The following is a 21662-nucleotide window of genomic DNA, read 5'->3' on the forward strand; positions in this document are numbered from 1 at the left end:
CGCCCTAGTCCGCAAGTTCCTTGCTGCGCTCGGCGGCCGCCCGGACCGCCCGGCCGATCGCGAACTTGAAGCGGTGTTCGTCCAGGGCGTTGAGGCCCGCGATGGTCGTCCCGCCGGGCGAGGTGACCATTTCCTTCAAGAGCGTCGGGTGGGCGCCCTCGGCCTCGGCCATGAGCGCCGACCCCGAGACCAGCCCCGCGACCATGCTGGTGGCCTGGGCCCGTGTCAGCCCCAGGGTGACGCCGGCGTCGATGAGGCCTTCCATGAAAGCGTAGACGTAGGCGGGGCCGGAACCGATGAGGCCGGTATAGGCGTCGAAGAGCTTTTCCGGCAGCACGTGGGCCTGGCCGATGGAGGAAAAAACGTCCAGCATGGCCTGCCTGCGGTCCTCGTTCAGGAGTTCATGGTCGAAGCACAGGGCGTACACGCCCTTGCCGACCATGGCCGGAGTGTTGGGCATGACGCGCACCACGGGACATTTCCTTCCCGACCATTCAACCAGCTGGTCCAGGGTGACCCCGGCGGCGATGGAGACAAGACAGGTTTCGGGTCCAAGGGCCGGGACCAAGCCGGTCAGCACCGGACGCATGACCTGCGGCTTGACGGCCAGCAGGACATAGTCCGAATTCCTGGCCAGCTCCAGGGCAGTCGGATGGATGGTCATGATGTCCGCATTCCTGCGGCACATGCCCTCGCTGGGATCAAATCCGTGCAGGGCGAAAGCTCCGCCCGAGGCCAGACCCCTGGCGATGGCCCCGCCCATGTTCCCAAGCCCGATGAACCCGAATCTGTTCATTATCCCACCAGCTCCAGTGCGTTGAAGAAGTATGCGATTTCGACCGCTGCGGTATCCTGACCGTCGGAACCGTGGCAGGAGTTCTTTTCGATGTCCAGCGCGTATTTCTTGCGGATGGTGCCTTCGGCGGCGTTGTCCTTGTTGGTCGCGCCCATCAGGTCGCGGTACTTCTGCACGGCGTTCTCGCCTTCAAGACACATGACCACGCACGGGCCGGAGCACATGTACTCGACAAGACTGCCGAAAAAGGGGCGCTCGCTGTGCACGGCGTAGAAGCCTTCGGCCTGGGACTTGGTCAGCTGGATCATCTTCATGCCCACGATGCGCAGACCCGCGCCTTGGATCATGGCCATGATTTCGCCCTGAAGGTTGCGGGCGACGGCGTCGGGTTTGATGATGGAAAAGGTGCGTTCCATAAATACTCCTGTAAAAGATTTTGGGGCCTCGTATCCTCTGCATGTGGAAAACTCAATACACGCCGGGAAAAAGTCACTCTTGTTTGATCGTTCAATTCGCAATTTTGATCCACAAGCGAAAAGGTGTTGTTCTCTTGCGCATTTGTCATGTATGGCTTTCGCGAAGTTTCAGACATGAACGGAGGAAATCATGAGTAAAAAACGCCTCTATGAAATTATTTACGAAGTCAGCCGGACAGTGAACTCGAGCCTCGACCCGAGCGAGGTCTTGAGCCGGATCGCGGAACAGGTGACCCGGGCCATGGGCGTCAAGGGATGCTTCATCAGGCTCCTCGACCGCAGCGGCAAGGTCCTGAAGCCCGCAGCCTATTTTGGCCTGAGCGAACGCTACGCCAAGAAGGGCGTGGTCGAGGTGGCCAAGAGCGGCCTGGACCGCGAGGCCTTCACAGGCAAGGTGGTCCAGATTGCCGACGCGGGCTCCGATCCGCGCTTTCAGTACGGCGACGAAGCGGCCAAGGAAGGGCTGGTTTCCGTACTGGTGGCCCCGCTTTTCGTTGAAGGCAGCCGCCCCATCGGAGTGCTTCGGGTCTACACGGGAGAGCGCCGCGAGTTCGACGAGGAAGAGATCGGCTTTTTGCAGGCCATCGCCAACATTTCGGCCATCGCCATCGAAAACGCGCGCATGCACCAGACATTGAAGCGCCAGATGGAACTCATAAACGCTTACGACTACCAGGTTTTTGAAGACTAGGGAGCACCTTATGGAAAAAACACGAATAGGAATAAACGGCTTCGGACGCATCGGCCGGCAGGTGCTCAAGACCATCTGGCAACGCCACCGCGACACCCTGGAAGTCGTGGCCATCAACGACCTCTTCGACACGCAGACCAACGCCCACCTGCTCCGTCACGACACCTCCTACGGGCACTTCGCGGCTCCGGTGGAGGCAGACGCGGACACCATCCGGGTGGGCGGCGAGTGGGAGATGAAGAGCTTCGCCCAGCGCGATCCCAAGCTCATCCCCTGGAGGTCGTGCGGCGTGGACATCGTCATCGAATCCACGGGCATTTTCCGCACCGGGCCCACAGCAGGGCAGCACCTTGAAAGCGGAGCCAAAAAGGTCATCATCACCGCGCCTTCCAAAGACGAGGATCTGACCGTGGTCATCGGCGTGAACGAGGACAAGTACGATCCGGCCATCCACCACATCGTCTCCAACGCCTCCTGCACGACCAACTGCCTGGCTCCTGCGGTCAAGGTCATGCATGCCAAATTCGGCGTGGCCAAAGGCGTGCTGACCACGGTCCATGCCTACACCAACGACCAGCGCATCCTCGATCTGCCGCACAAGGATCTGCGCCGGGCCAGGGCCGCCGCCTGCAACATGATCCCGACCTCGACCGGCGCGGCCAAGGCCGTGGCCAAGGTCATCCCCGAGATGGCCGGGCGCTTTGACGGCTATTCGGTGCGCGTGCCCGTGCCTGCGGTGTCCCTGGTGGATTTCGTGGCCGTGCTCGAACGCGACACGACGGCCGAGGAGCTTAAGGCCGCTTTCAAGGAAGCCTCCGAAAATGAACTCAAGGGCATACTCGGCTACGCCGAAGAGGCCCTGGTCTCCTCGGACTTCATCGCCGACCCGCATTCGGGCGTGGTGGACGCGGACTTCACCACGGTCCAGGCCGGGAACCTGGCCAAGGTGCTGATCTGGTACGACAACGAGTGGGGCTATTCCTGCCGCGTGGCCGACTTGGCTCATCTCATGGCGCAAAAAGGCCTTTGATCCATCCGGCCTGAACGATCCAAATCAAGGCTCCTGCCGCAATGCGCGGCAGGAGCCTTTTCACGTGCCGCCCACGCGCCCACTTTCGCCCCCTTGAACATCTTCCAGAACGCGCGCCCTTTCACGCCCGCGAACCCTTCGGTCCAAAAAAAATGCAGCCCCTGCCCTTTACAAGCAATTTTTAGGCGTTAATTTGTGCCCGATTTTTACATAATTATTTCAAATACCGCAGAGGAGACCACAATGGGTAAGATTATCGGAATAGATTTGGGTACGACCAACAGCTGTGTCTATGTCATGGAAGGCAAGGAAGCCAAATGCATCACTAATCCCGAAGGCGGGCGCACGACTCCTTCCATTGTGGCGTTCACCGATCAGGATCGTCTGGTGGGTGAGATCGCCAAGCGCCAGGCTGTCACCAACTCCGACAAGACCATTTTCGCGGTCAAGCGTCTCATGGGCCGCCAGATCGACGATCCCAAGCTCAAGAGCTGGATCGCCAAGAGCCCCTACAAGATCGTGGCCGGAGCCAACAATGACGCCTACGTGGAAATCGGAGACAAGAAGTACAGTCCGGCCGAAATCTCCGCGCTCATCCTGCAGCGCCTGAAAAAAGACGCCGAAACCTACCTGGGCGAGACCGTGACCGAAGCGGTCATCACCGTCCCGGCCTATTTCAATGACTCCCAGCGTCAGGCCACCAAGGACGCCGGCCGCATCGCCGGCCTCGAAGTGAAGCGCATCATCAACGAGCCCACCGCCGCCTCCCTGGCCTACGGCTCCGACAAGAAGGCCAACGAGAAAATCGCCGTGTTCGACCTCGGCGGCGGCACGTTCGACATCTCCATCCTCGAAGTGGGTGACAACGTGGTCGAAGTGCGCGCCACCAACGGCGACACCTTCCTGGGCGGCGAGGATTTCGACCACGAGATCATCACCTACCTGGTGGCAGAGTTCAAAAAGGAAAACGGCATAGATCTGTCCAAGGACAAGATGGCCCTGCAGCGTCTGAAGGAAGCCGCCGAAAAGGCCAAGAAGGACCTGTCCTCCTCCATGGAGACGGACATCAACCTGCCCTTCATCACCGCCGATCAGAACGGTCCCAAGCACATGACCATGAAGCTGTCCCGCGCCAAGCTGGAATCCCTGTGCGAAGCGCTGGTAGGCCGCACCATCGAGCCCTGTCGCAAGGCCCTGGCCGACGCGGGCCTCAAGACCGGCGACATCAACGAAGTCATCCTGGTCGGCGGCATGACCCGCATGCCGCTGGTGCAGAAGAAGGTCGGCGAATTCTTCGGCAAGGAGCCCAACCGCAGCGTGAACCCCGATGAAGTCGTGGCCATGGGCGCGGCTATCCAGGGCGGCATCCTGGCCGGCGACGTGAAGGACGTGCTGCTCCTCGACGTGACCCCGCTGTCGCTGGGCATCGAGACCCTGGGCGGCGTGTTCACCAAGCTCATCGACCGCAACACGACCATCCCGACCCGCAAGAGCAACACCTTCACCACGGCCGCCGACAACCAGCCGTCCGTGTCCATTCACGTGCTGCAGGGCGAGCGTCCCATGTGCTCCGACAACATGACCCTGGGCCGCTTTGAGCTGACCGGCATCCCGGCCGCTCCCCGCGGTGTGCCGCAGGTCGAGGTCACCTTCGACATCGACGCCAACGGCATCGTCAACGTCTCGGCCAAGGATCTGGGCACGGGCAAGGAACAGTCCATCCGCATCACGGCCAGTAGCGGCCTGAGCGACGCCGACATCGAGCGTCTGGTCAAGGAAGCTGAAGCCAACGCCGAAGAGGACAAGAAGAAGCAGAAGCTCATCGAAGTCCGCAACAGCGCCGACACCCTGATCTACACCACGGAGAAATCCATCCGCGATCTGGGCGAGAACATCGACGCAGCCATGAAGGCGGACATCGAAGGCAAGGCCGAGGCCCTGAAGAGCGTCCTGCAGAGCGAAGACACCGACGCCATCCAGAAATCCATGGACGAACTGGCCCAGGCCTCGCACAAGCTGGCCGAAAAGCTCTACGCCCAGAAGACCGACGCCGGAGCCCATGAAGGCCCGCAGGACGCCGGACAGGGCGGGGGCGCCAAAAACGACGACGAAGACGTGGTGGACGCCGACTACACGGAAGTGAAAAAGTAAGTACGAAGCACGGCAAGCATTGGCTTGACACGGCAATTTGCCGGTCCCTATACTCCACGCCTGGCCCTTGACGGGGCCAGGCTTTTTTTTATTCAACCGGGACACCCCGTCAGACCCGTGTCAGGCTCCATACCTTATGAAAATCCGACCACTTTATTCCTGCATTCTCATCTTGGCCCTGCTTCTCGGCTCCGCCTCCTGCGCCAAGAAAATCGTGTACTCCACTCCAGGCGCAAAGCCCGCCTCCGGGCTGCCCGGACACAAGGCGGCGGACCCGCAGAAAGCTCTCCAGCGCTACACCAAATATCTTGAGACAAGCCGCGTGGGCGATCCCGGCCGAAGCGAGGCCTGGCGCAATACCGTCGGCAGCGCGGTGCAGCTCGGGGAATACGATTTGGCGGAAAAGAACCTGCAAGCCTGGCAGGCGGAAAACAAAACCGCCACGTCCTCCTGGGACTGGAACCAGGCCAACGCCCAGCTTCTCCTGGCGCGCAAGGGCAAGGACGCCTATGTCGGCTACCTCATCGACCTCGCCGGTCGCACCGACCTTGACTGGACCACGCGCGAGGCGGCCGGGATGGAGCTTGTCGACCATTTCTGGGCCATCCCCGAATACGGGCTGGCCTTTGACACCATGAGCTTTATCTACAAGGCCGCTCCCGACGACGGAACCAAGAGCGCGCTGGAAGCAGACGCCCTGCGCCGGGCGGAATCCTTGCAGGCAGATGAGCTGCACAAGATCCTGGCCGGCGCCCTGGACGCCGACCCGAGCGCCTATCCCTGGTCCATGGTGGTCTGGGCGCGGAGCATGAAACTTCTGACGCAGGACAGGGACAACTGGCCGGCCGTCTGGCCCAGCCTGTCCACCATCGTCCGCGGCGGAGGTCTTGCCAACAAGGAGTTCTTTGCCGCCCAGCTGCGTGCCCTGGAGCAGCAAATGGGCGTGGTCAGACAGAGTCTGGTCCTGCTCCTGCCCCTTTCCGGCCCCTACTCGCAGGTAGGCTGGAAGATCGCCAAGGGAGCAGACACGGCCTGGCGCGAAAGCCGGGCCCAGACCGAGGCTCCGGCGATCAAGCTCATCAACACCGAATCTCCGACCTTTCTGGAGGAACTGCGCGCCGTGAGCGGCGTGCCCATCATCGGCGGACCGCTGCGCAAGGAAATCTGGGGCCAGATCCGTCTGGCGGGCCTGCACCGCACATCCAGATTCCTGACCTTTATGCCCAGCGTCGAAGACGAGGGCAAGGAGGCCTGGCGTTTCTTCAGCACCCCCGCCGACCAGGTCCGGGCCGTCATCCGGGGCTGCGAGCAGCTGGGAATCACGTCCTACGCGATCCTGCACCCCCAGGACCGGTTCGGCACGGCCATGGCGGACATTTTTCGCGAGCAGGCCGGAATTCTGGGCGCGCGCATAGCCACGACCAGAGGCTACGACATCCAGAATCCGCCGACCTGGGGCAAGGCAGTGGCCGCCATTCTGGGCGCCAGCGGAGCCAAGGACACCCTGAATCCCGAACCTCCCTTTCAGGCGGTTTTCCTGCCCGATTCCCTTTTTCGCGTGCAGCAGCTGGCCCCGCTCTTCCATTATTACGAAGAGACGCGGCTCATTTTCCTGGGACCGCAACTGTGGGGGCAGAGTCTGAACGAGTCCAACCTGGAAACGCAATACTTCGATCTGACGCTCTTTCCCGGAGCCTGGAGCACGGACCTTGCCTCGCAGAGCGCCCAGAGCCTGAAACGCGGCATGGAAGAGAGCGGCGGGGAAGAGGCGGACATGTGGGCGGCACTGGGATACGACTTCGTGCGCTTCACCGCCCTGCTCGGAGGAGGCCAAAGCTCCGTCTCGGCCTTCAATCAGGCGCTGGCCGAAGCCGCCAGCCGCATGCCCTGGACCCTGGCGCCCATGCATTGGGACGCAGGCCAGGCTTCCCAGGACCTGTTCCTGTTCCAGCCAACACGCTCGGGCATGATCCGGGCGGACATGGACAAGATTCGTCAGGCCAGGGAGCAAAGGCAGATCCGCCGCGAAGAACGCCGGATCCAACTTCAAAACAAGAAGCAGCAAGGATGAGCATGAAAATAAGCCCTGAAAAAGCCCTGGCCATCGCCACCCTGTCCCGGCTCGAAATCAGCCCCGAGCAGGCCGCCGGCCTCAGCGTCCAGATGGATGACATTCTTGGCTACATGGACAAGCTGAACGAACTGGACACCAGCAGCATCGAGCCCATGTACACCCCCGTCGAGCAGCCCGGCTTCCTGCGCGAGGACGAAGTCCGCAAGGATTTCGAACGCACCGAGATCCTGCGCAACGCTCCCGAGACCGACGGCGAATACTTCATCGTGCCGCGCATCGTCTGATCGGCGGCGCATTTCCGAACAGCTCCAAGAGGAAATTTTTCATGTCACAGCTTTTCCATCATTCCCTGACCGAGGTCCGCGATCTCCTGCGCGCGGGTGAAGTCACCGCCCAGGAGGCGACCGCCTCCTGCCTGGAGCGCATCGCCGCGACCGAGCCACGGCTTGAAGCCCTCCTGCACGTCTCCGGGGAAGAAGCCCTGAGCCAGGCCGAAGCCATGGACAAAAAAGGACCGGACGCAGCCAGGCCCCTGTGGGGAGTGCCCGTCATCATAAAGGATGTCCTGGCTACCGTGGGCATGCCCACCACCTGCGGCTCCAGGATTCTCGAAAACTTCGTTCCGGTCTACGACGCCGACTGCGTGACCAGACTTAAAGACGCCGGGGCCATCATCCTCGGCAAAGCCAACATGGACGAATTCGCCATGGGCTCGTCCACGGAGAATTCCGCCTTCAAGGTCACCAAGAATCCCTGGGACACGTCACGGGTTCCGGGCGGCTCCAGCGGCGGCTCGGCGGCCAGCGTGGCGGCGGGGCAATGTTTCGCCTCCATCGGAACGGACACGGGCGGCTCCATCCGCCAGCCCGCCAGCTTCTGCGGCATCGTGGGCCTGAAACCCAGCTACGGGCGCGTCTCGCGGCGCGGCCTCATCGCCTACGGCTCCTCCCTGGACCAGGCCGGTCCCATGACCCGCACCGTGGCCGATGCGGCGGAAATCCTGCAGGTCATCGCCGGTCACGATCCCAAGGACTCCACCAGCGTCAACGCGCCGGTGCCCGACTATCTTGCAGCCATGGGCCAGGGCGAATCCCTGAAGGGCCTGCGCCTGGGACTGCCCGAGCAGTACTGGGGCGAGGGCCTTTCGGCCGAGGTGGACGCGGCCTGTCGAAGCGCCGTCGAACTGGCCGCCTCCCTGGGCGCCGAGATCGTGCCCGTGTCGCTGCCGCACACCGAATACGCCATCGCCACCTACTACATCCTGGCCATGGCCGAAGCCAGCTCCAACCTGGCTCGCTTCGACGGGGTGCGCTACGGCCGCCGCAGCAGCCAGACCCAGGACCTTGCGACCATGTACACCCGCTCCCGCTCCGAAGGCTTCGGAGAAGAGGTCATGCGCCGCATCATGCTCGGCACCTACGTGCTCTCGGCCGGATACTACGACGCCTACTACAGGAAGGCAGCCCAGGTCCGGCGCCTGATCCGCCAGGATTTCCTGAACGCTCTCGGCCAGTGCGACCTGATCTGCGGTCCGGCCTGTCCGACCACGGCCTTCGCCATCGGAGAAAACACCTCCGATCCGCTGCAGATGTACCTGACGGACATCTTCACCATCTCCCTGAACCTGAGCGGATTGCCGGGGCTCTCCCTGCCCGTCGGGCTCGGGAAGGACACCGGCATGCCGGTCGGCCTGCAACTCTTCGCCGGCAACATGGAAGAAGCTGGCCTTTTGAGTGCGGCCCAGACTCTGGAAACGCATCTGCCAAAGCTGCCCGAACCGCCACTTGCTTAACCCGGGCCGGATCTTCCGGCCTTTTTTTACATGCACAAAACCGCGATCGCACTGAGCGGAGGGGCCGATTCCCTCATGAGCCTGCTTCTGCTCCGGGAAACCGGGGCCGAGGTCATGGGAGTGCACGCCCGTTTTCTGGGCGCGGACGACGAAGCCCTGCACGAACGGCTGCGCGATCTGTGCGCCACCCTTGCCGTGCCCTTTCATCTGGTGGACCTGCGGCGCGAATTCGAGGAACTGGTCATCGTCCCCTTTGTTCGCGCCTATCAGTCCGGGCTGACCCCCAACCCCTGCGCGACCTGCAATCCGGCCATAAAATTCGGCCTGCTGCTGGACAGGGCGCGGGAACTGGGCGCGGATCGGCTGGCTACGGGCCACTATGCCCGCCTGCTGCACACCCCGCAGGGCCCGGCCCTGTACAGGGGACTCGATGCGGACAAGGATCAGAGCTATTTCCTGTCCAGGGTGCCCCGGAAGCGCTTCGAACACGTCCTCTTCCCACTGTCCGGCTGGACCAAGAACGCCGTGCGCCTGGCCCTGGCCGAGCGCGACATGAATCCCCCGGCCGGACGGGAAAGCCAGGAGGTGTGCTTCATTCCCACTGATTACAGGGACTTTCTGCGGGAAAGAAACGTCCGGCTCGGCGGGCCCGGCCCCATCACGCTGGCCGACGGCACGGTCCTGGGCCGCCACGCGGGCCTCTGGAACCACACCCTCGGGCAGCGCAAGGGGCTCGGCATCGCCTACAGCGAACCCCTCTACGTGACGGGCAAGGACTTCGCGCACAACCGGCTTCTCGTCGGCCCCAAAGCAGAAGCCATGTCGTCCGGCTGCCGCACGGGCATCCCCAACCTGCTCCTGCCGCCCGAACTCTGGCCCCATGAGGTTCTCGTGCAGACCATCTACCGCCAGCGCCCCGAACCTGCGCACGTGACCGTGGACCAATCAGGCATGACCATCGCCTTCCCCGGGCCGCGAGCCATTCCCACCCCCGGACAGGTGGCGGCCGTGTATTCGCCGAAAGGACAGGTCCTGGCCGGCGGCGTGATCCAGGAGACAATCCATGCGGCGTGAACCCGGACAGCTATTTTTTCTGACCACCCAGGGCTGCAAGGTCAACCAGTACGAATCCCAGGCCATCCGCGAAGCCCTTGTAGCGGACGGACTGATGGAAACCGACGACCCGTCCCTGGCCGACATCGTGCTCATCAACAGCTGCGCCGTGACCGAACGCGCGGTGCTCGATCTGGCCAAGCTGGTCCGGAGCCTTGCCTCGGCCAGTCCCAAGCCGTGGATTGTCGTGGCGGGCTGCGCCGTGGAGGCCGACCGGGAGCGCATCCTGGCCATGGACGCCGTCGACGAGATCATCGCCCAGAAAGACAAGACCCTGCTTGGCAGCCCGAACCAGACAAAAGCCCCCTTTCCCGCGCTGGCCATCTCCGGCTACAACCGCGCCCGGGGCGTGATCAAGGTCCAGGACGGCTGTTCCCACGGCTGCACCTACTGCATCATCCCCACCACGCGCGGGCGCTCCGTCAGCCGCCCTGCCGAAGAGATCATAAGCGAAGCGTCGCGCCTGCTTGACTCCGGCATCCGCGAAATATCCCTGTGCGGCATCAACCTGCGCCACTACGGCCGGGATCTGCCCGCAAAAGAGGATTTCTGGGATCTCTTGACCGCGGTGGACCAGGCCCTGTCCCCCCGCTGGGCAGGCCGGGCCCGGCTGCGGCTGGGCTCCCTGGAACCGGGGGACCTGAACGCCAAGGCGCTCTCCACCCTGGCGCAAAGCCGCCTCATGACTCCGCACCTGCACATCTCCCTGCAGAGCGGCAGCCGGGAAGTGCTGAGACGCATGGGCCGGGGGCACTACGGGACGGAACAGATATTCGATTTTCTGCGAGACCTGCGTGAAATCTGGCCGGTCTTCGGCCTTGGCGCGGACCTCATCGCGGGCTTTCCCGGCGAGACCGGGGAGCACGCGGACGAAACCCTTGAGGTCGTGCGGCGCCTGCCCCTCTCCTACGCCCACGTCTTCCCCTATTCCGAGCGCCCGGGCACCCCGGCCGTGGACTTCAAGGGCTCCGTGCCCGGTCACATCCGCCGGGAGAGGGCCAAGGCCCTGCGCCGGGAGGTGTCCCTCAAACGCGCTGATTTTCTGCTCGAACTGCTCAAACTCCCGGCCATGGACGTGGCCCTGGAAGACGGCGGCACGGGCATGAACGAATTCTATGTCGAGTGCGCGGTCAGCGACGCGCCCTCCCGGGCCCGGGAGCTTTTGCGCGTCGTCCCGACGGGATTGACCTCTTCGGGACTAACGGCCAAGCTTGCCGGAGAGCAGCGGGAGGGAGCGTGAGCATCCCGACACCACCCTTGCCGGGCCGCGCCTTCCTGTCTGTGCTGAGCGCCCGCCGTGACGAGGTCTGGCCGGAGCTTCGCCCCTGCCTTGAAGAGATCATGGGCCGCATCGATTACGAGTCGCAGCCCATCCCCTTCAACCGGACCAGCTATTACGATTCGGAGCTGGGAACGCCCATTTTCCGTTACATCCTGTCCTTTGAACGCCCCCTGCCCCTCGACGGCCTGGCCGAAATCAAGCTGGGCACGAACAGGCTGGAGACTCGCTGGGCGCATGACGGCAGGAGGCTTTTCAACCTCGATCCGGGCTACATCACCCAGGAACGCCTGGTTCTGGCCACGGGCAAGAATTTCACGCACCGGGTGTACCTGTCATTGGGAATCTGGGCCGATCTGACTCTCATCTTTCAACAGGGAGACTGGTGTGACCTCCCCTGGACCTTCCCGGACTACGCCGCGCCCGAGGTCAAAAAGCACCTGACCCGCATTCGGGACATGTACAGGGACTCCCTCAAGCATTTAACATCATCAGAGGATACGCCATGCCCAAAAGTATGACCGGCTACGGCCGCGCCGGAACCCAGGAGGAAGGTTGGACCCTGTCCTGGGAAATCCGCAGTCTCAACAACCGCCACCTGGACCTGAAGTGGAAGATTCCGCCCACCCTCTACGCCCACCAGAAAACCTGGGAGAACGAGGTTCGCGCTGTCGCCAACCGGGGCGGAGTGGAGCTTTTTCTCGGACTCAAGATCAACAACCCCGAATTGCAGTCCCTGAGCCTGGACAGGACCATGGCGGCCTCCATGCTCCAGGAACTTGAGCGCCTGGCCACGTCGATGCAGATCCCGCACACACCGGACCTGAACCGGCTGCTGAACATCCCCTCCCTGTGGAAGGACTCCGGCAGCATCGACAACCCGCAGCTCATCGAGAGCCTGACCGGAACCCTGAAAAAGGCTCTTGAAGATTGGGACGAAGCGCGGGTCCGGGAAGGTCTGGCCCTGGAGGAAGATCTACGCGTGCGCTTTGCGCGCCTGACCGTGCTGGTGGAGGAGATCCGCGTCCTTGCGGCCCAGACCGCGTCGGAACGATTCGCCCTGCTGCAGGAGCGGGTCGCCAAGCTGCTCCTCGACAGCGGTGCCCAGATAGATCCGGACCGCATGCTGCAGGAACTGGCCACCATCTCCGACCGGGTCGATGTGTCCGAGGAGCTGACGCGCCTTGAGATTCATCTCAAGGGCATCGACGGGTACTTCAACCAGACCGAACCCGTGGGCCGCAAGCTCGACTTCATGGTCCAGGAGTGCTTCCGCGAAATCAACACCTGCGGCAACAAGAGCCAGAACACGAGCATCAGCCAGCTGGTGGTGACCTTCAAGGCCGAACTCGAAAAATGCAGAGAGCAGATCCAGAATCTGGAGTAGGCAGTGGAAAAGAAAAAACTCCTGAACATCGGCTTCGGCAACGCCGTGGTCATGAACCGGGTGGTGGCCATCGTCGGCCCGACCTCCTCCCCCATGCGACGCCTGCGGGAGGAGGCCAAACAGGCCGGGCGGCTCATCGACGCGACGCAGGGCCGCAAAACCCGTTCGCTCATCATCACCGATTCGAACCACTGCATCCTGTCCGCCATCCAGCCCGAAACAATCAGTCAACGCTTCACCGCCGGAGGCAGTGATGAATAGCGCAAGCACCCATCCCCCACAAACCAACGTGGGCATGATGCTCGTCATCAGCGCCCCTTCGGGCACGGGGAAAAGCACCCTCATCCGGCGCCTGACCGCTGAATTCAGCGCCTTCACCTTTTCCGTGTCCTGCACCACCCGCGCCCCCCGCCCGGGAGAGCTCGACGGCCGGGAATATCATTTTTTGACCCGCGATGAATTCGAACGCCGCCGGGACGAGGGATTTTTCGCCGAATGGGCCGAAGTCCACGGCAACCTCTACGGCACCCCGAGGCAGACCACCATGGACCTGCTGGCCAACGGGCGCGACGTCATCTTCGACATCGACGTGCAGGGCGCGCGCCAGATCAAGAGCAACATGGGGCAGGGCTGCTACGTGTTCGTCTTCCCGCCGTCACGCGAAGTCCTGGAGGCGCGCCTGAACGGACGGGGCACGGACAGCGAGGCCACCATCATCCGTCGCCTGGCCGCCGCCCGGGACGAAATCGCGGACAGCCAATGGTTCGACCACTGGATCGTGAACGACGACCTGAACCTGGCTTACGAGCAGCTGCGCGCCATCTATGTGGCCGAGAAAACCAAACCGGCCTACCAGGAATCGTGGCAAGCCGCCCTGATCCGTCAATGGGGGATCTCATGAAAACCTCACCGGCCCTTGTCGTGGCCCTGGACTTTCCCGAGACGGCCCAGGCCCTGTCCCTGGCTTCCCGTCTGCAAGGCGTCGTGCCATGGGTCAAGGTCGGCCTGGAACTGTACCTGAGTGCAGGGCGGGAGCTGATCGCCCGGCTCAAGGATATGGGATTTAAGGTTTTTCTTGATCTCAAGTTCATGGACATCCCCAACACCGTGCAGGCGGCCACGGCCCAGGCCACGCGCATGGGCGCGGACATGCTGACCATCCACGCCCTTGGCGGACGCGCCATGTGCGAAGCGGCGGCGGCAGGCCGGGATCAGGGCCTTGCGCCCGGACAGACACCGCCCAGCATCCTGGCCGTGACGCTTTTGACCAGCCTTGGACCAAAAGATCTGGCCTGGAACCCGGGGGCGACCGATGAGGATCTGCGTGATCTGACCGTTCATCTTGCCCGGAGCTCCCAAAACTGGAAACTCGACGGCGTGGTCTGTTCAGGCAGGGAAGTTCGTGTTATACGTCAGGCATGTGGAGCATATTTTCAGCTTCTCACTCCCGGAATTCGCCTGCCCGATGCCGACTCCGGAGACCAGTCCCGTGTCTGCACGCCGGCTCAGGCAGCCCTTGACGGCAGCGATTACCTTGTCGTCGGCCGGCCGATCACCCGGTCGGACAACCCTGTGCAGGCAGCTCGGGACTACTTGAAGACAATAACATAATTTCTGCGGGGGACGCCCATGTCGGAAACCGAGAATCAACGCGCACGGATCAAGGGGGTTTTTTCCTCCGAAAAAATTGCCAAGGTCGGTGCGGGTGCGACCGTCCGCAAAACCACGCAAACCATGTACTGGTTTGCAGAGGAAGATGACCAGGGCGTGATCACCATTCAACCCCTGAATCCGAACTACGTCCCCTCGGGTCCCAAGCAGGAAATCCCGAAAGAAGAGTTTCTGGAACAGTACGCTCCCGAACCCGAGTTCTATTCAAGCAAGGTTTATCCAAGCATCCGCAAACTCAACCAGACCATCGCCAAGGCCGAGCGGCATCGGGTCAACGGCGACAACTACAGCGCGGAATATGAATTCGGCAACGCCCTGCGCGTCGATGAAGAAAACATCAGGGCCAATTTCGGTCTGGGTCTGACCTATCTGGACCGGGGGGAAACAGGCAAAGCCGACAATATCTTCCAGCGTCTGATCAAGATGGAGGCGACCTTCGAGGCCGAGCACAAGCATCTCTTCAATGATTTCGGCATCAGCCTGCGCAAAAATGAAATGTACGAACAGGCCACCGAATACTATTCCAAAGCCCTGGAACTTTCCCCGGCCGACGAGAATCTGCACTACAACATGGCTCGGGCCTGCTTCGCAAAAGCCGACATCCAAAGCACCATCGAACATCTGCGCACGGCCCTGCGCCTCAACAACAATTTGGAAATTGCCAAGAAATTCCTAGCGTATCTCAAGAAAAACAATCTGTTGCCGCAAGATATCTCCGCCGCGGAAGCAAAAGTATCGGACTAACACGTTGCGAAGCCGCACGGAGGAAACATGAACAACAGTACGGCGTCCAAAAAGGATAATCGACGCGGAATTGAACGTTTTTCCATGAGCATCCCCTCGAAAGTGAGCTCGATCATGCATGATTATTCGGACCAGGAGCTGGCGACGACAAACATTTCCGCTGGCGGGGTCTTTTTCGAAACCGGACAGACATATCCCGCCGGCACGGCAGTGACGCTCAACATCTCCCTTGATTTCGGCGGAATGAAAGCAGGCCACCCGCAAGCCAGATTCCGGGTCGAGGGCACCGTGGTGCGCACGGAAAAAAGCGGCATGGCCATCGCCTTCGATCCAACCAAAGTCACTTCCATCCGCGTCAACACGGGTAAAAAACCCGGCCAGGCAGGACCGGCCATGCTCGGGATCGTCGGAGACGATCCGCTCCTGAACGACCTCTTGGCAGCCAGACTCAGCCAGGAGACCGGCGTAAGCTGCAGCCACTCCCCATCGCTGCCCAAGATTCTTGAAACCGCGCGGCCCGATCTGACCCTGCTGGACTGCACCGGCATGTCCATGGAGGAACTTCTGCAGGAGGCAAACGGCGAGGACTCACCGTTCATGTCCACGTCCGTGGCCCTCTTCAATGTCCCCGAAGACCGCTCCCTCGAACTTGAAGCCATCAATTCCGGCATTCGCGGCATTTTTTACCGCAATTCCCCGTTCAGGCTCATGGTCAAAGGCGTGAGCGCCATGCTCGAAAACGAGCTCTGGTTCTCTCGCGAGGCCATGTCCGCGTTTCTGCTCGGCAAGCAGAACCGCCCCGCCGAATTGATCGCCCCGGAAGACGGACAGGCGGAACTGAGCCAGCGTGAACAGGAAATTCTACTCATGCTCGCCGCCGGCGCCACCAATAAGGATATCGCGCAGAAGCTTTTCCTGAGCCTCAACACCGTCAAATCGCACATCTACAACATCTACAAGAAAATCGACGTGCCCAACCGGCTCCAGGCCTCGCTGTGGGCGGCCAGACACCTTGGAGCAAGAGAAAATCCTTGAGTTTCACGCGCAAGTATATCAAGGACCAATCCACGCCAAGGCCCCGACGTCCGGCTTCCCAGACACCCTAGACCACAGGTTCGAGTACCCATGAAGACTTTATCCATCACGCAACTGCCGGTGCAGCCGGAGTTCGATTTTCCCACGTTTCTTTTTCTGTCCCAGATCGACGAACTCGGCCCGCGCGACATGATCGCCGTGCTCGACGTTTGGGAAAAATGGCTGCCCATGCTCAAGGTCTACAAACTCGGCGACCGCAAGGAGCATGTGGTTGTTTTTCTTGAGAGCGCGGTGGAGGATCAGGTTGACGAAATCTGGAAGCAGTCCCCTTCCGAGGGATTCAAGCACGAGGCCATCGCCCAGACCATGATCATGGGGACCTTGAAGGCGCTGATGCCAGAGCTGGGAGAAAAGCAGTGCGCGCCGGTTCCCGAACCGACCAAGCCCCTGTGCCGGACGCTTGAGAAGATCGGCCTGAACCTTCAGGATTCAGGGGCCCTGGACCGCAAATACGCGACCATCACCCCCTATCCCCACCGCTACGGATGCGAACGCTGCCATCTTAAGGACAGCTGCATAAAGAACATGAATCTGGATCTGGGCGGCATCATGAAGCCACAACCCAAGGCGGAATGATTTTTTAGTTCCGGCGGCCCTCAAGCCCATGGCGACACAGGGCCGCGTTCCGCCAAGCAAAAAAGCCACCACCCCGGACCACACCTCACTCTTCTCCCTCTTCACCAAAAAAAACCTTCCCTCAGCGCCTCAAGGCCCGGTGTCGCCATGGTCTTGAGGCGCGTCGGCTGTCTGACTGAGCCCGGCATCGTTTGTTGAATCGTTGCCGGGCGTACTGCTCAAAATTTTTCGCTCCGCACGCAACGATTCAACTCTACGAGGCCCGCGAAGGAGTTCCGGCGGGCCTCAAGGCCATGGCGACACCGGGCCGCGTTCCGCCACTCAAAAAGCCCCCCAGCCTGACGCCCCCTTCCTCTCCTCTATTCGCCAAAAGCCTGCGCCATCAGATGCCGGTAAAGCCCCCCCAGATCCGCCGGTGTCCGACCAAATACGGCCTGCCAAACCTCGTCCGACTCCATGCACAGATACAGCTGCCGATCGAGCCCGCCCCGGCGCAGCGCGTCGGCCAGAAAACGGAACTGCTCGACCCGCAAGGGACGCAGCAGGCGCTGTTTGCCGTCGATGCCGGTTATGAACTCTCCGTGAATGTAGCCTGACCCGGGGAAATTCTCGATGATGCAGCGCTTGAGGTCCGGCATGTGCCGAAAGGAGCCCATGCTTACATAGGCGATCTCTTCGGGACGCAGATGGTCGAAGATCATCTCGACGGTGCGGGCATAGCCTTCCTGCCAGCCGGGAAAATGGATCATGGGGTCAAAATGCAGGCAGACCCGAAAACCTTCCCTGGCGCAGGTCCTCGCCGCGGCAAGGCGCTCTTCCAGGCTCGCGCACTCGCCCTGTTCCTCATGGTCGGCGATGGCCGGCGCGTTCATGGACCAGGCCGGCAGAACCCGGGACGGATCGCGCACCACGTCCATCCAGGACAGGTCCACGACCTTGGATTTGAGTTCAAGGCAGACTTGCGGATAGCTCCCCAGGAATTCGATCAGGTCCCGGCTGTAGCCGGTCAGGGCTTCAAGGACCAGTGAATCGGTAAACTCCCCGGTGCCGACCCGATAACGGCGATCCGGATTTGCGCTGAAGGCCTGGTCAAGCTCGCGCCACAGATCGTCCTGGTTGGCCCAGACCTTGAGCACGCGATCCTGAAAATAGGCCTGCAGGATGCAATACGAGCAACGCAGCGGACAATTCTCGCCGATGTGCACGATCTGGTACCCGCAACAGCGATAATGACTGGTGCCGGGACAATGACGCAAAAAACGCCCCCGGTACCGCTTCAGATAAAGAATGTCTTCGCGCGCCAGCCCGGAGGAAAGGGCTTCGCCCTCGGCCAGCACTTCCGCCGTCAGGTGGGGCAGCTTCTCGCGCACGCGCTGCGCCACGGGGGAATCGGCCACGGCCGCATCGACAACCACCCGGCTGATGCCCTGCAGATAGGTGGGCAGCGTCTTCATTTGCCACCCAGCGGAAAAAGGCCGTCCAGATCTTCACGGGCCGCGATGCGAGCAAGTTCGGCGCTGACGGCGCGCAGCCCGTCCGGGCTCGTCAGGCGCACGCTCAGTTCCACCGCGTTGCTCTCGAACACGTCCGGCTGCACAATCCTCCAGCGCGTTCCGGCCGAAACCCGGCGGACGGTGTCGATAAAATCGCGCTCCATGTCCGACAACACCGGGTAGCGCCGCAGGCGGATTTCGTGGAGGATACGGGTCATGGCGTCCTTGGGTGAGAGCCCGGCCGCCAGAATCTCCGTCAAGCCCGCGCCCTCCAGCACCTGCGCCACGGAAACGCCATCACGGGCGCGGATTTCGCGAATCCAGGTCAGCACGTTGACCGCGTTCCCGCGCGACCAGGAGAGCGTTGCAAAGAGCGCCTCAAGGGCTTCGAGGTCAGCGGCGGCAAAGGCTTCCAGCAAGTCCGAGCAGGCCAGGGGGACGGCCCCCGCGACCAGAAGCGCATCCCAGCGCGCAGGCAGCGTCAGCCAGGAACGGACCAGACGCAGCCGCTTGGAGCGAGCCTCAAGGCCGAGCGCCTCCAGAACCCGCTCCATGTTCACGTCCGGCAGGGCGTTGAAATAGCGCAGGGCACGGACGAGCTGCCCGTCTGTCAACTCCGCTCCGGCGTTGGACTGTACATAGGCCAGCCCTCTGTCCTCGGCGCTCAGGGGCCCCAGATCCATGCACAGAATTTCACGGCCAAGCTCCGCCAGGGCGGCCACCCGGGCCGCGCCCGCAACGAGCACGGGCCGCGCGCCTTTGCCATCGACCAGCACTGGCACAAGCTGCCCATGGTCCTTCAGGCTGCGGCAGAGGGCCGGGGATGGCGGATTGGACCAGAAAAGCCAGGCCCCATCGGCATCCATATCCTCGGCGCGGCAGCGCAGAAGCGTGGCGCATGCAGGATCCAGGGGCAGTGAGTCGACCGTATTCATGATTTTCTCTCAACGATTTTGAAGAATTACGCAGTGCTTAAAATCCCATTGCCCTTGACAACTTCCAAGCCCCCTCCCTATAGGGGTATTTCTTGAAAAAGTTCAGGATCGCAGACGGGTTACAAGCACCCAGAGGTTATAGAGCGTGGGACTTTCATCCAATTTCTTCTCTTTTGCAAGCGAATTCCCGTCCTTCATCCCGAAAGGCAGGAACGATCTTATACCCTGTAGCCATATGGTTGCGTAATACTTTGCATAAGGGGGCTGTATGCAGGATCAACTTCAAAAACAGAGGACTTTCGCCCTGATAGGGCATGGAGGAACCGGAAAGACTTCAGTGGCCGAAATGCTGCTGTTCGCCGCCGGTTCCATCACCAGGTTGGGCAAGATCGACGAGGGCTCGACGGTCCTCGACTACGAACCCGAAGAAATCAAGCGCAGGGGCAGTATTCAACCCGGCTTTGCACAGCTCCCCTGGAAAAAGAACCTGAATTTCCTTATCGACACGCCCGGCGACAACAATTTCATAGGCGATCTCCCCTATCTCCTGCAGGGCGCGGACAACGTGATCCTGGTCATCGACGCCATCGACGGGGTCAAGCCGCTGACCAAGAAGATCTGGTCCGAAGCCGTCAAGGCCTCGCTGCCTGCCATGGTATTCATCAACAAGATGGATCGTGAACGCGCGAATTTCCAGATGGCCTATCAAGGTCTGATCGACGTCCTGGGCATGAAGCCCGTCCTCCTTTTTCTACCCATCGGCAGCGAAGCCGACTTTCGGGGACTGGTCGATGTCCTGGCCGACAAGGCCTACGCCTTCGATGAGAATGGCGGCCTGACTCCCATCGACATGCCCGAAGACCTGGCCGACGAAGTCACCATGACGCGTGAAATCGCCATCGAGAACATCGCCGAGAGCAGCGAAGAGCTGATGGAGAAATACCTGGAGGAAGGTTCGCTCACGGACGAAGAGGTGGCCACCGGCCTGCGCGCAGGCATCGCCGCACGCATGCTGGTCCCGGTCTGCGTGGGTGCCGCCATGCAGAACAAGGGCGCGGTCACGCTCCTGGACACCATCCAGAATCTCATGACCTCGCCGCTTGAGCACGAGCCCTGGCTCGACGCCGAGGGCAACGAACGCCCGTCGAGCCCTGACGCCCCGTTTGCCGCCTTTGTCTTCAAGACCATCGCCGACCCCTTCGCCGGACAACTCTCCGTGCTGCGCGTGCTCTCCGGCGTGCTCTCCCCCGACGCCAGCGTCCTCAACGCAACCAAGGACGAAAAGGAAAAGATCGGCCAGATCCTGTTTCTGGAAGGCAAAAAGCAGACGCCGTGCAAGCAGGAGGTCGGACCCGGAGCCATCGTGGCCGTGGCCAAGCTCAAGAACACGGCCACCGGCGACACCCTGTGCGCGGAAAAGGCCCCCTTCATCCTGCCCAAGCCGGCCTTGAGCCCATCCATCATTTCCTATGCCCTGGCCGCCGAGGAAAAAGGCGAGGAAGACAAGGTTTTCGCGGCGGTTCAGAAGCTGCTGGACGAAGACATCAACCTGCATCTGGTCCGCAACGATGAAACCGGCGACATGCTGCTCACCGGCATGGGGCAGCTACACATCGAACTGGCCGTGGAAAAGGTCAGACGGCGCTACAAGACAAACATCCTCCTGAAGACCCCCAAGATCCCCTACCGCGAAACCATCAAGGGCAAGGCCCAGGTCCAGGGCCGACACAAAAAGCAGTCCGGCGGACGCGGCCAGTTCGGCGACTGCTGGATCCGCATGGAGCCCAACGCCCGCAGCGCGGGCTACGAGTTCCTGGACGAGATCGTCGGCGGCTCCATCCCGCGCAACTACATCCCGGCGGTGGACAAGGGCGTCCAGGAAGCGGCGGCGCGGGGATTTCTGGCCGGTTATCCCATGGTCGATTTCAAGGTGGCTGTTTACGACGGCTCCTACCACAACGTGGATTCCTCGGAAATGGCGTTCAAGATCGCGGGTTCCCTGGCCTTCAAGAAAGCCGTCGAGATGTGCAACCCGATCCTGCTCGAACCCATCATGCTCACGGCAGTCTTCATCCCCGACGAGTTCATGGGCGACGTCATCGGCGACCTCTCCAGCAGGCGCGGCCGGGTTCTTGGCTCCGATTCCATCGGCGGCGTGACCGAAGTCAAGGCTCACGTACCCATGGCGGAAATGATGAAATACGCCCCGGACCTGCGCTCCATGACCGGCGGCCAGGGCACCTTCACCATGGAATTCGCCCATTACGAGGAGTGCCCACCCAACGTGGCCGAACAGGTCATCGCCGACAGCAAGAAGGAAGAAGATTAATTCCGTCTTCCGCACAAAAAAGGGCCGCTT

At 61.8% G+C, this 21662-nt stretch carries 21 protein-coding genes; 17 read left to right on the forward strand and 4 right to left on the reverse strand.

The features are described 5' to 3' along the window. Nucleotides 1–4 precede the first annotated feature (4 nt). Entirely contained in the window at nt 5–796 is a 792-nt protein-coding gene (proC, locus tag H4684_RS04830; RefSeq protein ID WP_092190423.1) for a pyrroline-5-carboxylate reductase, read from the reverse strand. Continuing rightward, a complete protein-coding gene (gene ndk, locus H4684_RS04835; protein ID WP_192623015.1) occupies nt 796–1212 on the reverse strand; it encodes a nucleoside-diphosphate kinase in 417 nt (138 codons plus the stop codon). The genes proC and ndk overlap by 1 nt, the downstream gene beginning before the upstream one ends. 190 nt (nt 1213–1402) lie before the next feature. Here ndk and H4684_RS04840 point away from each other — a divergent pair, with 190 nt between their 5' ends. The 16 genes from H4684_RS04840 to H4684_RS04915 all read left to right on the forward strand — a co-directional run bounded on the left by H4684_RS04840 (nt 1403) and on the right by H4684_RS04915 (nt 16875). Then, nucleotides 1403–1963: a GAF domain-containing protein gene (locus tag H4684_RS04840; RefSeq protein ID WP_092372970.1), complete on the forward strand. Its 561-nt coding sequence runs from the start codon at nt 1403–1405 to the stop codon at nt 1961–1963. A gap of 10 nt (nt 1964–1973) precedes the next feature. Beyond that, nucleotides 1974–2993 (forward strand): type I glyceraldehyde-3-phosphate dehydrogenase, encoded by a 1020-nt coding sequence (gene gap / locus H4684_RS04845; protein ID WP_192623016.1) that lies wholly within the window; start codon nt 1974–1976, stop codon nt 2991–2993. Nucleotides 2994–3236: 243 nt separating this feature from the next. Next, entirely contained in the window at nt 3237–5144 is a 1908-nt protein-coding gene (gene dnaK, locus H4684_RS04850) for a molecular chaperone DnaK (protein ID WP_092190415.1), read from the forward strand. A gap of 136 nt (nt 5145–5280) precedes the next feature. Next, nucleotides 5281–7215 (forward strand): type 1 periplasmic-binding domain-containing protein, encoded by a 1935-nt coding sequence (locus H4684_RS04855; protein WP_192623017.1) that lies wholly within the window; start codon nt 5281–5283, stop codon nt 7213–7215. A gap of 2 nt (nt 7216–7217) precedes the next feature. Beyond that, entirely contained in the window at nt 7218–7502 is a 285-nt protein-coding gene (gene gatC / locus H4684_RS04860) for an Asp-tRNA(Asn)/Glu-tRNA(Gln) amidotransferase subunit GatC (RefSeq protein WP_092190411.1), read from the forward strand. A 41-nt stretch (nt 7503–7543) separates the two neighbouring features. Then, the gene (gene gatA, locus H4684_RS04865; RefSeq protein ID WP_192623018.1) at nt 7544–9010 is read left to right on the forward strand and encodes an Asp-tRNA(Asn)/Glu-tRNA(Gln) amidotransferase subunit GatA; all 1467 of its coding nucleotides are present in this window, start codon (nt 7544–7546) and stop codon (nt 9008–9010) included. A 30-nt stretch (nt 9011–9040) separates the two neighbouring features. Continuing rightward, on the forward strand, nt 9041–10084 hold the full coding sequence (gene mnmA / locus H4684_RS04870) for a tRNA 2-thiouridine(34) synthase MnmA (protein WP_192623019.1): 1044 nt from the start codon (nt 9041–9043) through the stop codon (nt 10082–10084). Beyond that, nucleotides 10074–11363 (forward strand): MiaB/RimO family radical SAM methylthiotransferase, encoded by a 1290-nt coding sequence (locus tag H4684_RS04875; RefSeq protein WP_192623020.1) that lies wholly within the window; start codon nt 10074–10076, stop codon nt 11361–11363. The genes mnmA and H4684_RS04875 overlap by 11 nt, the downstream gene beginning before the upstream one ends. Then, on the forward strand, nt 11360–11923 hold the full coding sequence (locus tag H4684_RS04880; protein ID WP_092190403.1) for a DUF4416 family protein: 564 nt from the start codon (nt 11360–11362) through the stop codon (nt 11921–11923). The genes H4684_RS04875 and H4684_RS04880 overlap by 4 nt, the downstream gene beginning before the upstream one ends. Further along, on the forward strand, nt 11908–12789 hold the full coding sequence (locus tag H4684_RS04885) for a YicC/YloC family endoribonuclease (RefSeq protein ID WP_192623021.1): 882 nt from the start codon (nt 11908–11910) through the stop codon (nt 12787–12789). Before H4684_RS04880 ends, H4684_RS04885 begins: the two co-directional genes overlap by 16 nt. A 3-nt stretch (nt 12790–12792) precedes the next feature. After that, complete coding sequence (locus tag H4684_RS04890) at nt 12793–13050, forward strand: DUF370 domain-containing protein (RefSeq protein ID WP_028576869.1); 258 nt, start codon at nt 12793–12795, stop codon at nt 13048–13050. After that, nucleotides 13043–13690 (forward strand): guanylate kinase, encoded by a 648-nt coding sequence (gmk, locus tag H4684_RS04895; protein ID WP_192623022.1) that lies wholly within the window; start codon nt 13043–13045, stop codon nt 13688–13690. Before H4684_RS04890 ends, gmk begins: the two co-directional genes overlap by 8 nt. Further along, nucleotides 13687–14400, forward strand: coding sequence for an orotidine-5'-phosphate decarboxylase (pyrF, locus tag H4684_RS04900; RefSeq protein ID WP_092190882.1), 714 nt, complete (start codon nt 13687–13689; stop codon nt 14398–14400). The genes gmk and pyrF overlap by 4 nt, the downstream gene beginning before the upstream one ends. A gap of 18 nt (nt 14401–14418) precedes the next feature. Beyond that, the gene (locus tag H4684_RS04905; protein ID WP_192623023.1) at nt 14419–15204 is read left to right on the forward strand and encodes a tetratricopeptide repeat protein; all 786 of its coding nucleotides are present in this window, start codon (nt 14419–14421) and stop codon (nt 15202–15204) included. Nucleotides 15205–15231: 27 nt separating this feature from the next. Beyond that, entirely contained in the window at nt 15232–16239 is a 1008-nt protein-coding gene (locus tag H4684_RS04910) for a LuxR C-terminal-related transcriptional regulator (RefSeq protein ID WP_092190394.1), read from the forward strand. A gap of 90 nt (nt 16240–16329) precedes the next feature. Next, nucleotides 16330–16875, forward strand: coding sequence for a hypothetical protein (locus H4684_RS04915; RefSeq protein WP_092190392.1), 546 nt, complete (start codon nt 16330–16332; stop codon nt 16873–16875). Nucleotides 16876–17234: 359 nt separating this feature from the next. On the opposite strand, the gene H4684_RS04920 is transcribed toward H4684_RS04915, so the two are convergent. Beyond that, complete coding sequence (locus H4684_RS04920) at nt 17235–18329, reverse strand: SPL family radical SAM protein (RefSeq protein WP_192623024.1); 1095 nt, start codon at nt 18327–18329, stop codon at nt 17235–17237. Further along, complete coding sequence (locus H4684_RS04925; RefSeq protein WP_192623025.1) at nt 18326–19303, reverse strand: hypothetical protein; 978 nt, start codon at nt 19301–19303, stop codon at nt 18326–18328. The genes H4684_RS04920 and H4684_RS04925 overlap by 4 nt, the downstream gene beginning before the upstream one ends. Nucleotides 19304–19571: 268 nt before the next feature. Here H4684_RS04925 and fusA point away from each other — a divergent pair, with 268 nt between their 5' ends. Next, entirely contained in the window at nt 19572–21632 is a 2061-nt protein-coding gene (fusA, locus tag H4684_RS04930) for an elongation factor G (protein ID WP_192623026.1), read from the forward strand. Nucleotides 21633–21662 lie beyond the last annotated feature (30 nt).

Origin of the sequence: Desulfomicrobium macestii, assembly GCF_014873765.1 — a bacterium.
In the GTDB taxonomy this organism is placed as follows: domain Bacteria; phylum Desulfobacterota; class Desulfovibrionia; order Desulfovibrionales; family Desulfomicrobiaceae; genus Desulfomicrobium; species Desulfomicrobium macestii.

Bases quoted from the DNA above. Each gene is read 5' to 3' on its own strand.
- proC (WP_092190423.1), bottom strand. From the start codon at position 796: ATGAACAGATTCGGGTTCATCGGGCTTGGGAACATGGGCGGGGCCATC.
- ndk (WP_192623015.1), bottom strand. From the start codon at position 1,212: ATGGAACGCACCTTTTCCATCATCAAACCCGACGCCGTCGCCCGCAAC.
- H4684_RS04840 (WP_092372970.1), top strand. From the start codon at position 1,403: ATGAGTAAAAAACGCCTCTATGAAATTATTTACGAAGTCAGCCGGACA.
- gap (WP_192623016.1), top strand. From the start codon at position 1,974: ATGGAAAAAACACGAATAGGAATAAACGGCTTCGGACGCATCGGCCGG.
- dnaK (WP_092190415.1), top strand. From the start codon at position 3,237: ATGGGTAAGATTATCGGAATAGATTTGGGTACGACCAACAGCTGTGTC.
- H4684_RS04855 (WP_192623017.1), top strand. From the start codon at position 5,281: ATGAAAATCCGACCACTTTATTCCTGCATTCTCATCTTGGCCCTGCTT.
- gatC (WP_092190411.1), top strand. From the start codon at position 7,218: ATGAAAATAAGCCCTGAAAAAGCCCTGGCCATCGCCACCCTGTCCCGG.
- gatA (WP_192623018.1), top strand. From the start codon at position 7,544: ATGTCACAGCTTTTCCATCATTCCCTGACCGAGGTCCGCGATCTCCTG.
- mnmA (WP_192623019.1), top strand. From the start codon at position 9,041: ATGCACAAAACCGCGATCGCACTGAGCGGAGGGGCCGATTCCCTCATG.
- H4684_RS04875 (WP_192623020.1), top strand. From the start codon at position 10,074: ATGCGGCGTGAACCCGGACAGCTATTTTTTCTGACCACCCAGGGCTGC.
- H4684_RS04885 (WP_192623021.1), top strand. From the start codon at position 11,908: ATGCCCAAAAGTATGACCGGCTACGGCCGCGCCGGAACCCAGGAGGAA.
- gmk (WP_192623022.1), top strand. From the start codon at position 13,043: ATGAATAGCGCAAGCACCCATCCCCCACAAACCAACGTGGGCATGATG.
- pyrF (WP_092190882.1), top strand. From the start codon at position 13,687: ATGAAAACCTCACCGGCCCTTGTCGTGGCCCTGGACTTTCCCGAGACG.
- H4684_RS04905 (WP_192623023.1), top strand. From the start codon at position 14,419: ATGTCGGAAACCGAGAATCAACGCGCACGGATCAAGGGGGTTTTTTCC.
- H4684_RS04910 (WP_092190394.1), top strand. From the start codon at position 15,232: ATGAACAACAGTACGGCGTCCAAAAAGGATAATCGACGCGGAATTGAA.
- H4684_RS04915 (WP_092190392.1), top strand. From the start codon at position 16,330: ATGAAGACTTTATCCATCACGCAACTGCCGGTGCAGCCGGAGTTCGAT.
- H4684_RS04920 (WP_192623024.1), bottom strand. From the start codon at position 18,329: ATGAAGACGCTGCCCACCTATCTGCAGGGCATCAGCCGGGTGGTTGTC.
- H4684_RS04925 (WP_192623025.1), bottom strand. From the start codon at position 19,303: ATGAATACGGTCGACTCACTGCCCCTGGATCCTGCATGCGCCACGCTT.
- fusA (WP_192623026.1), top strand. From the start codon at position 19,572: ATGCAGGATCAACTTCAAAAACAGAGGACTTTCGCCCTGATAGGGCAT.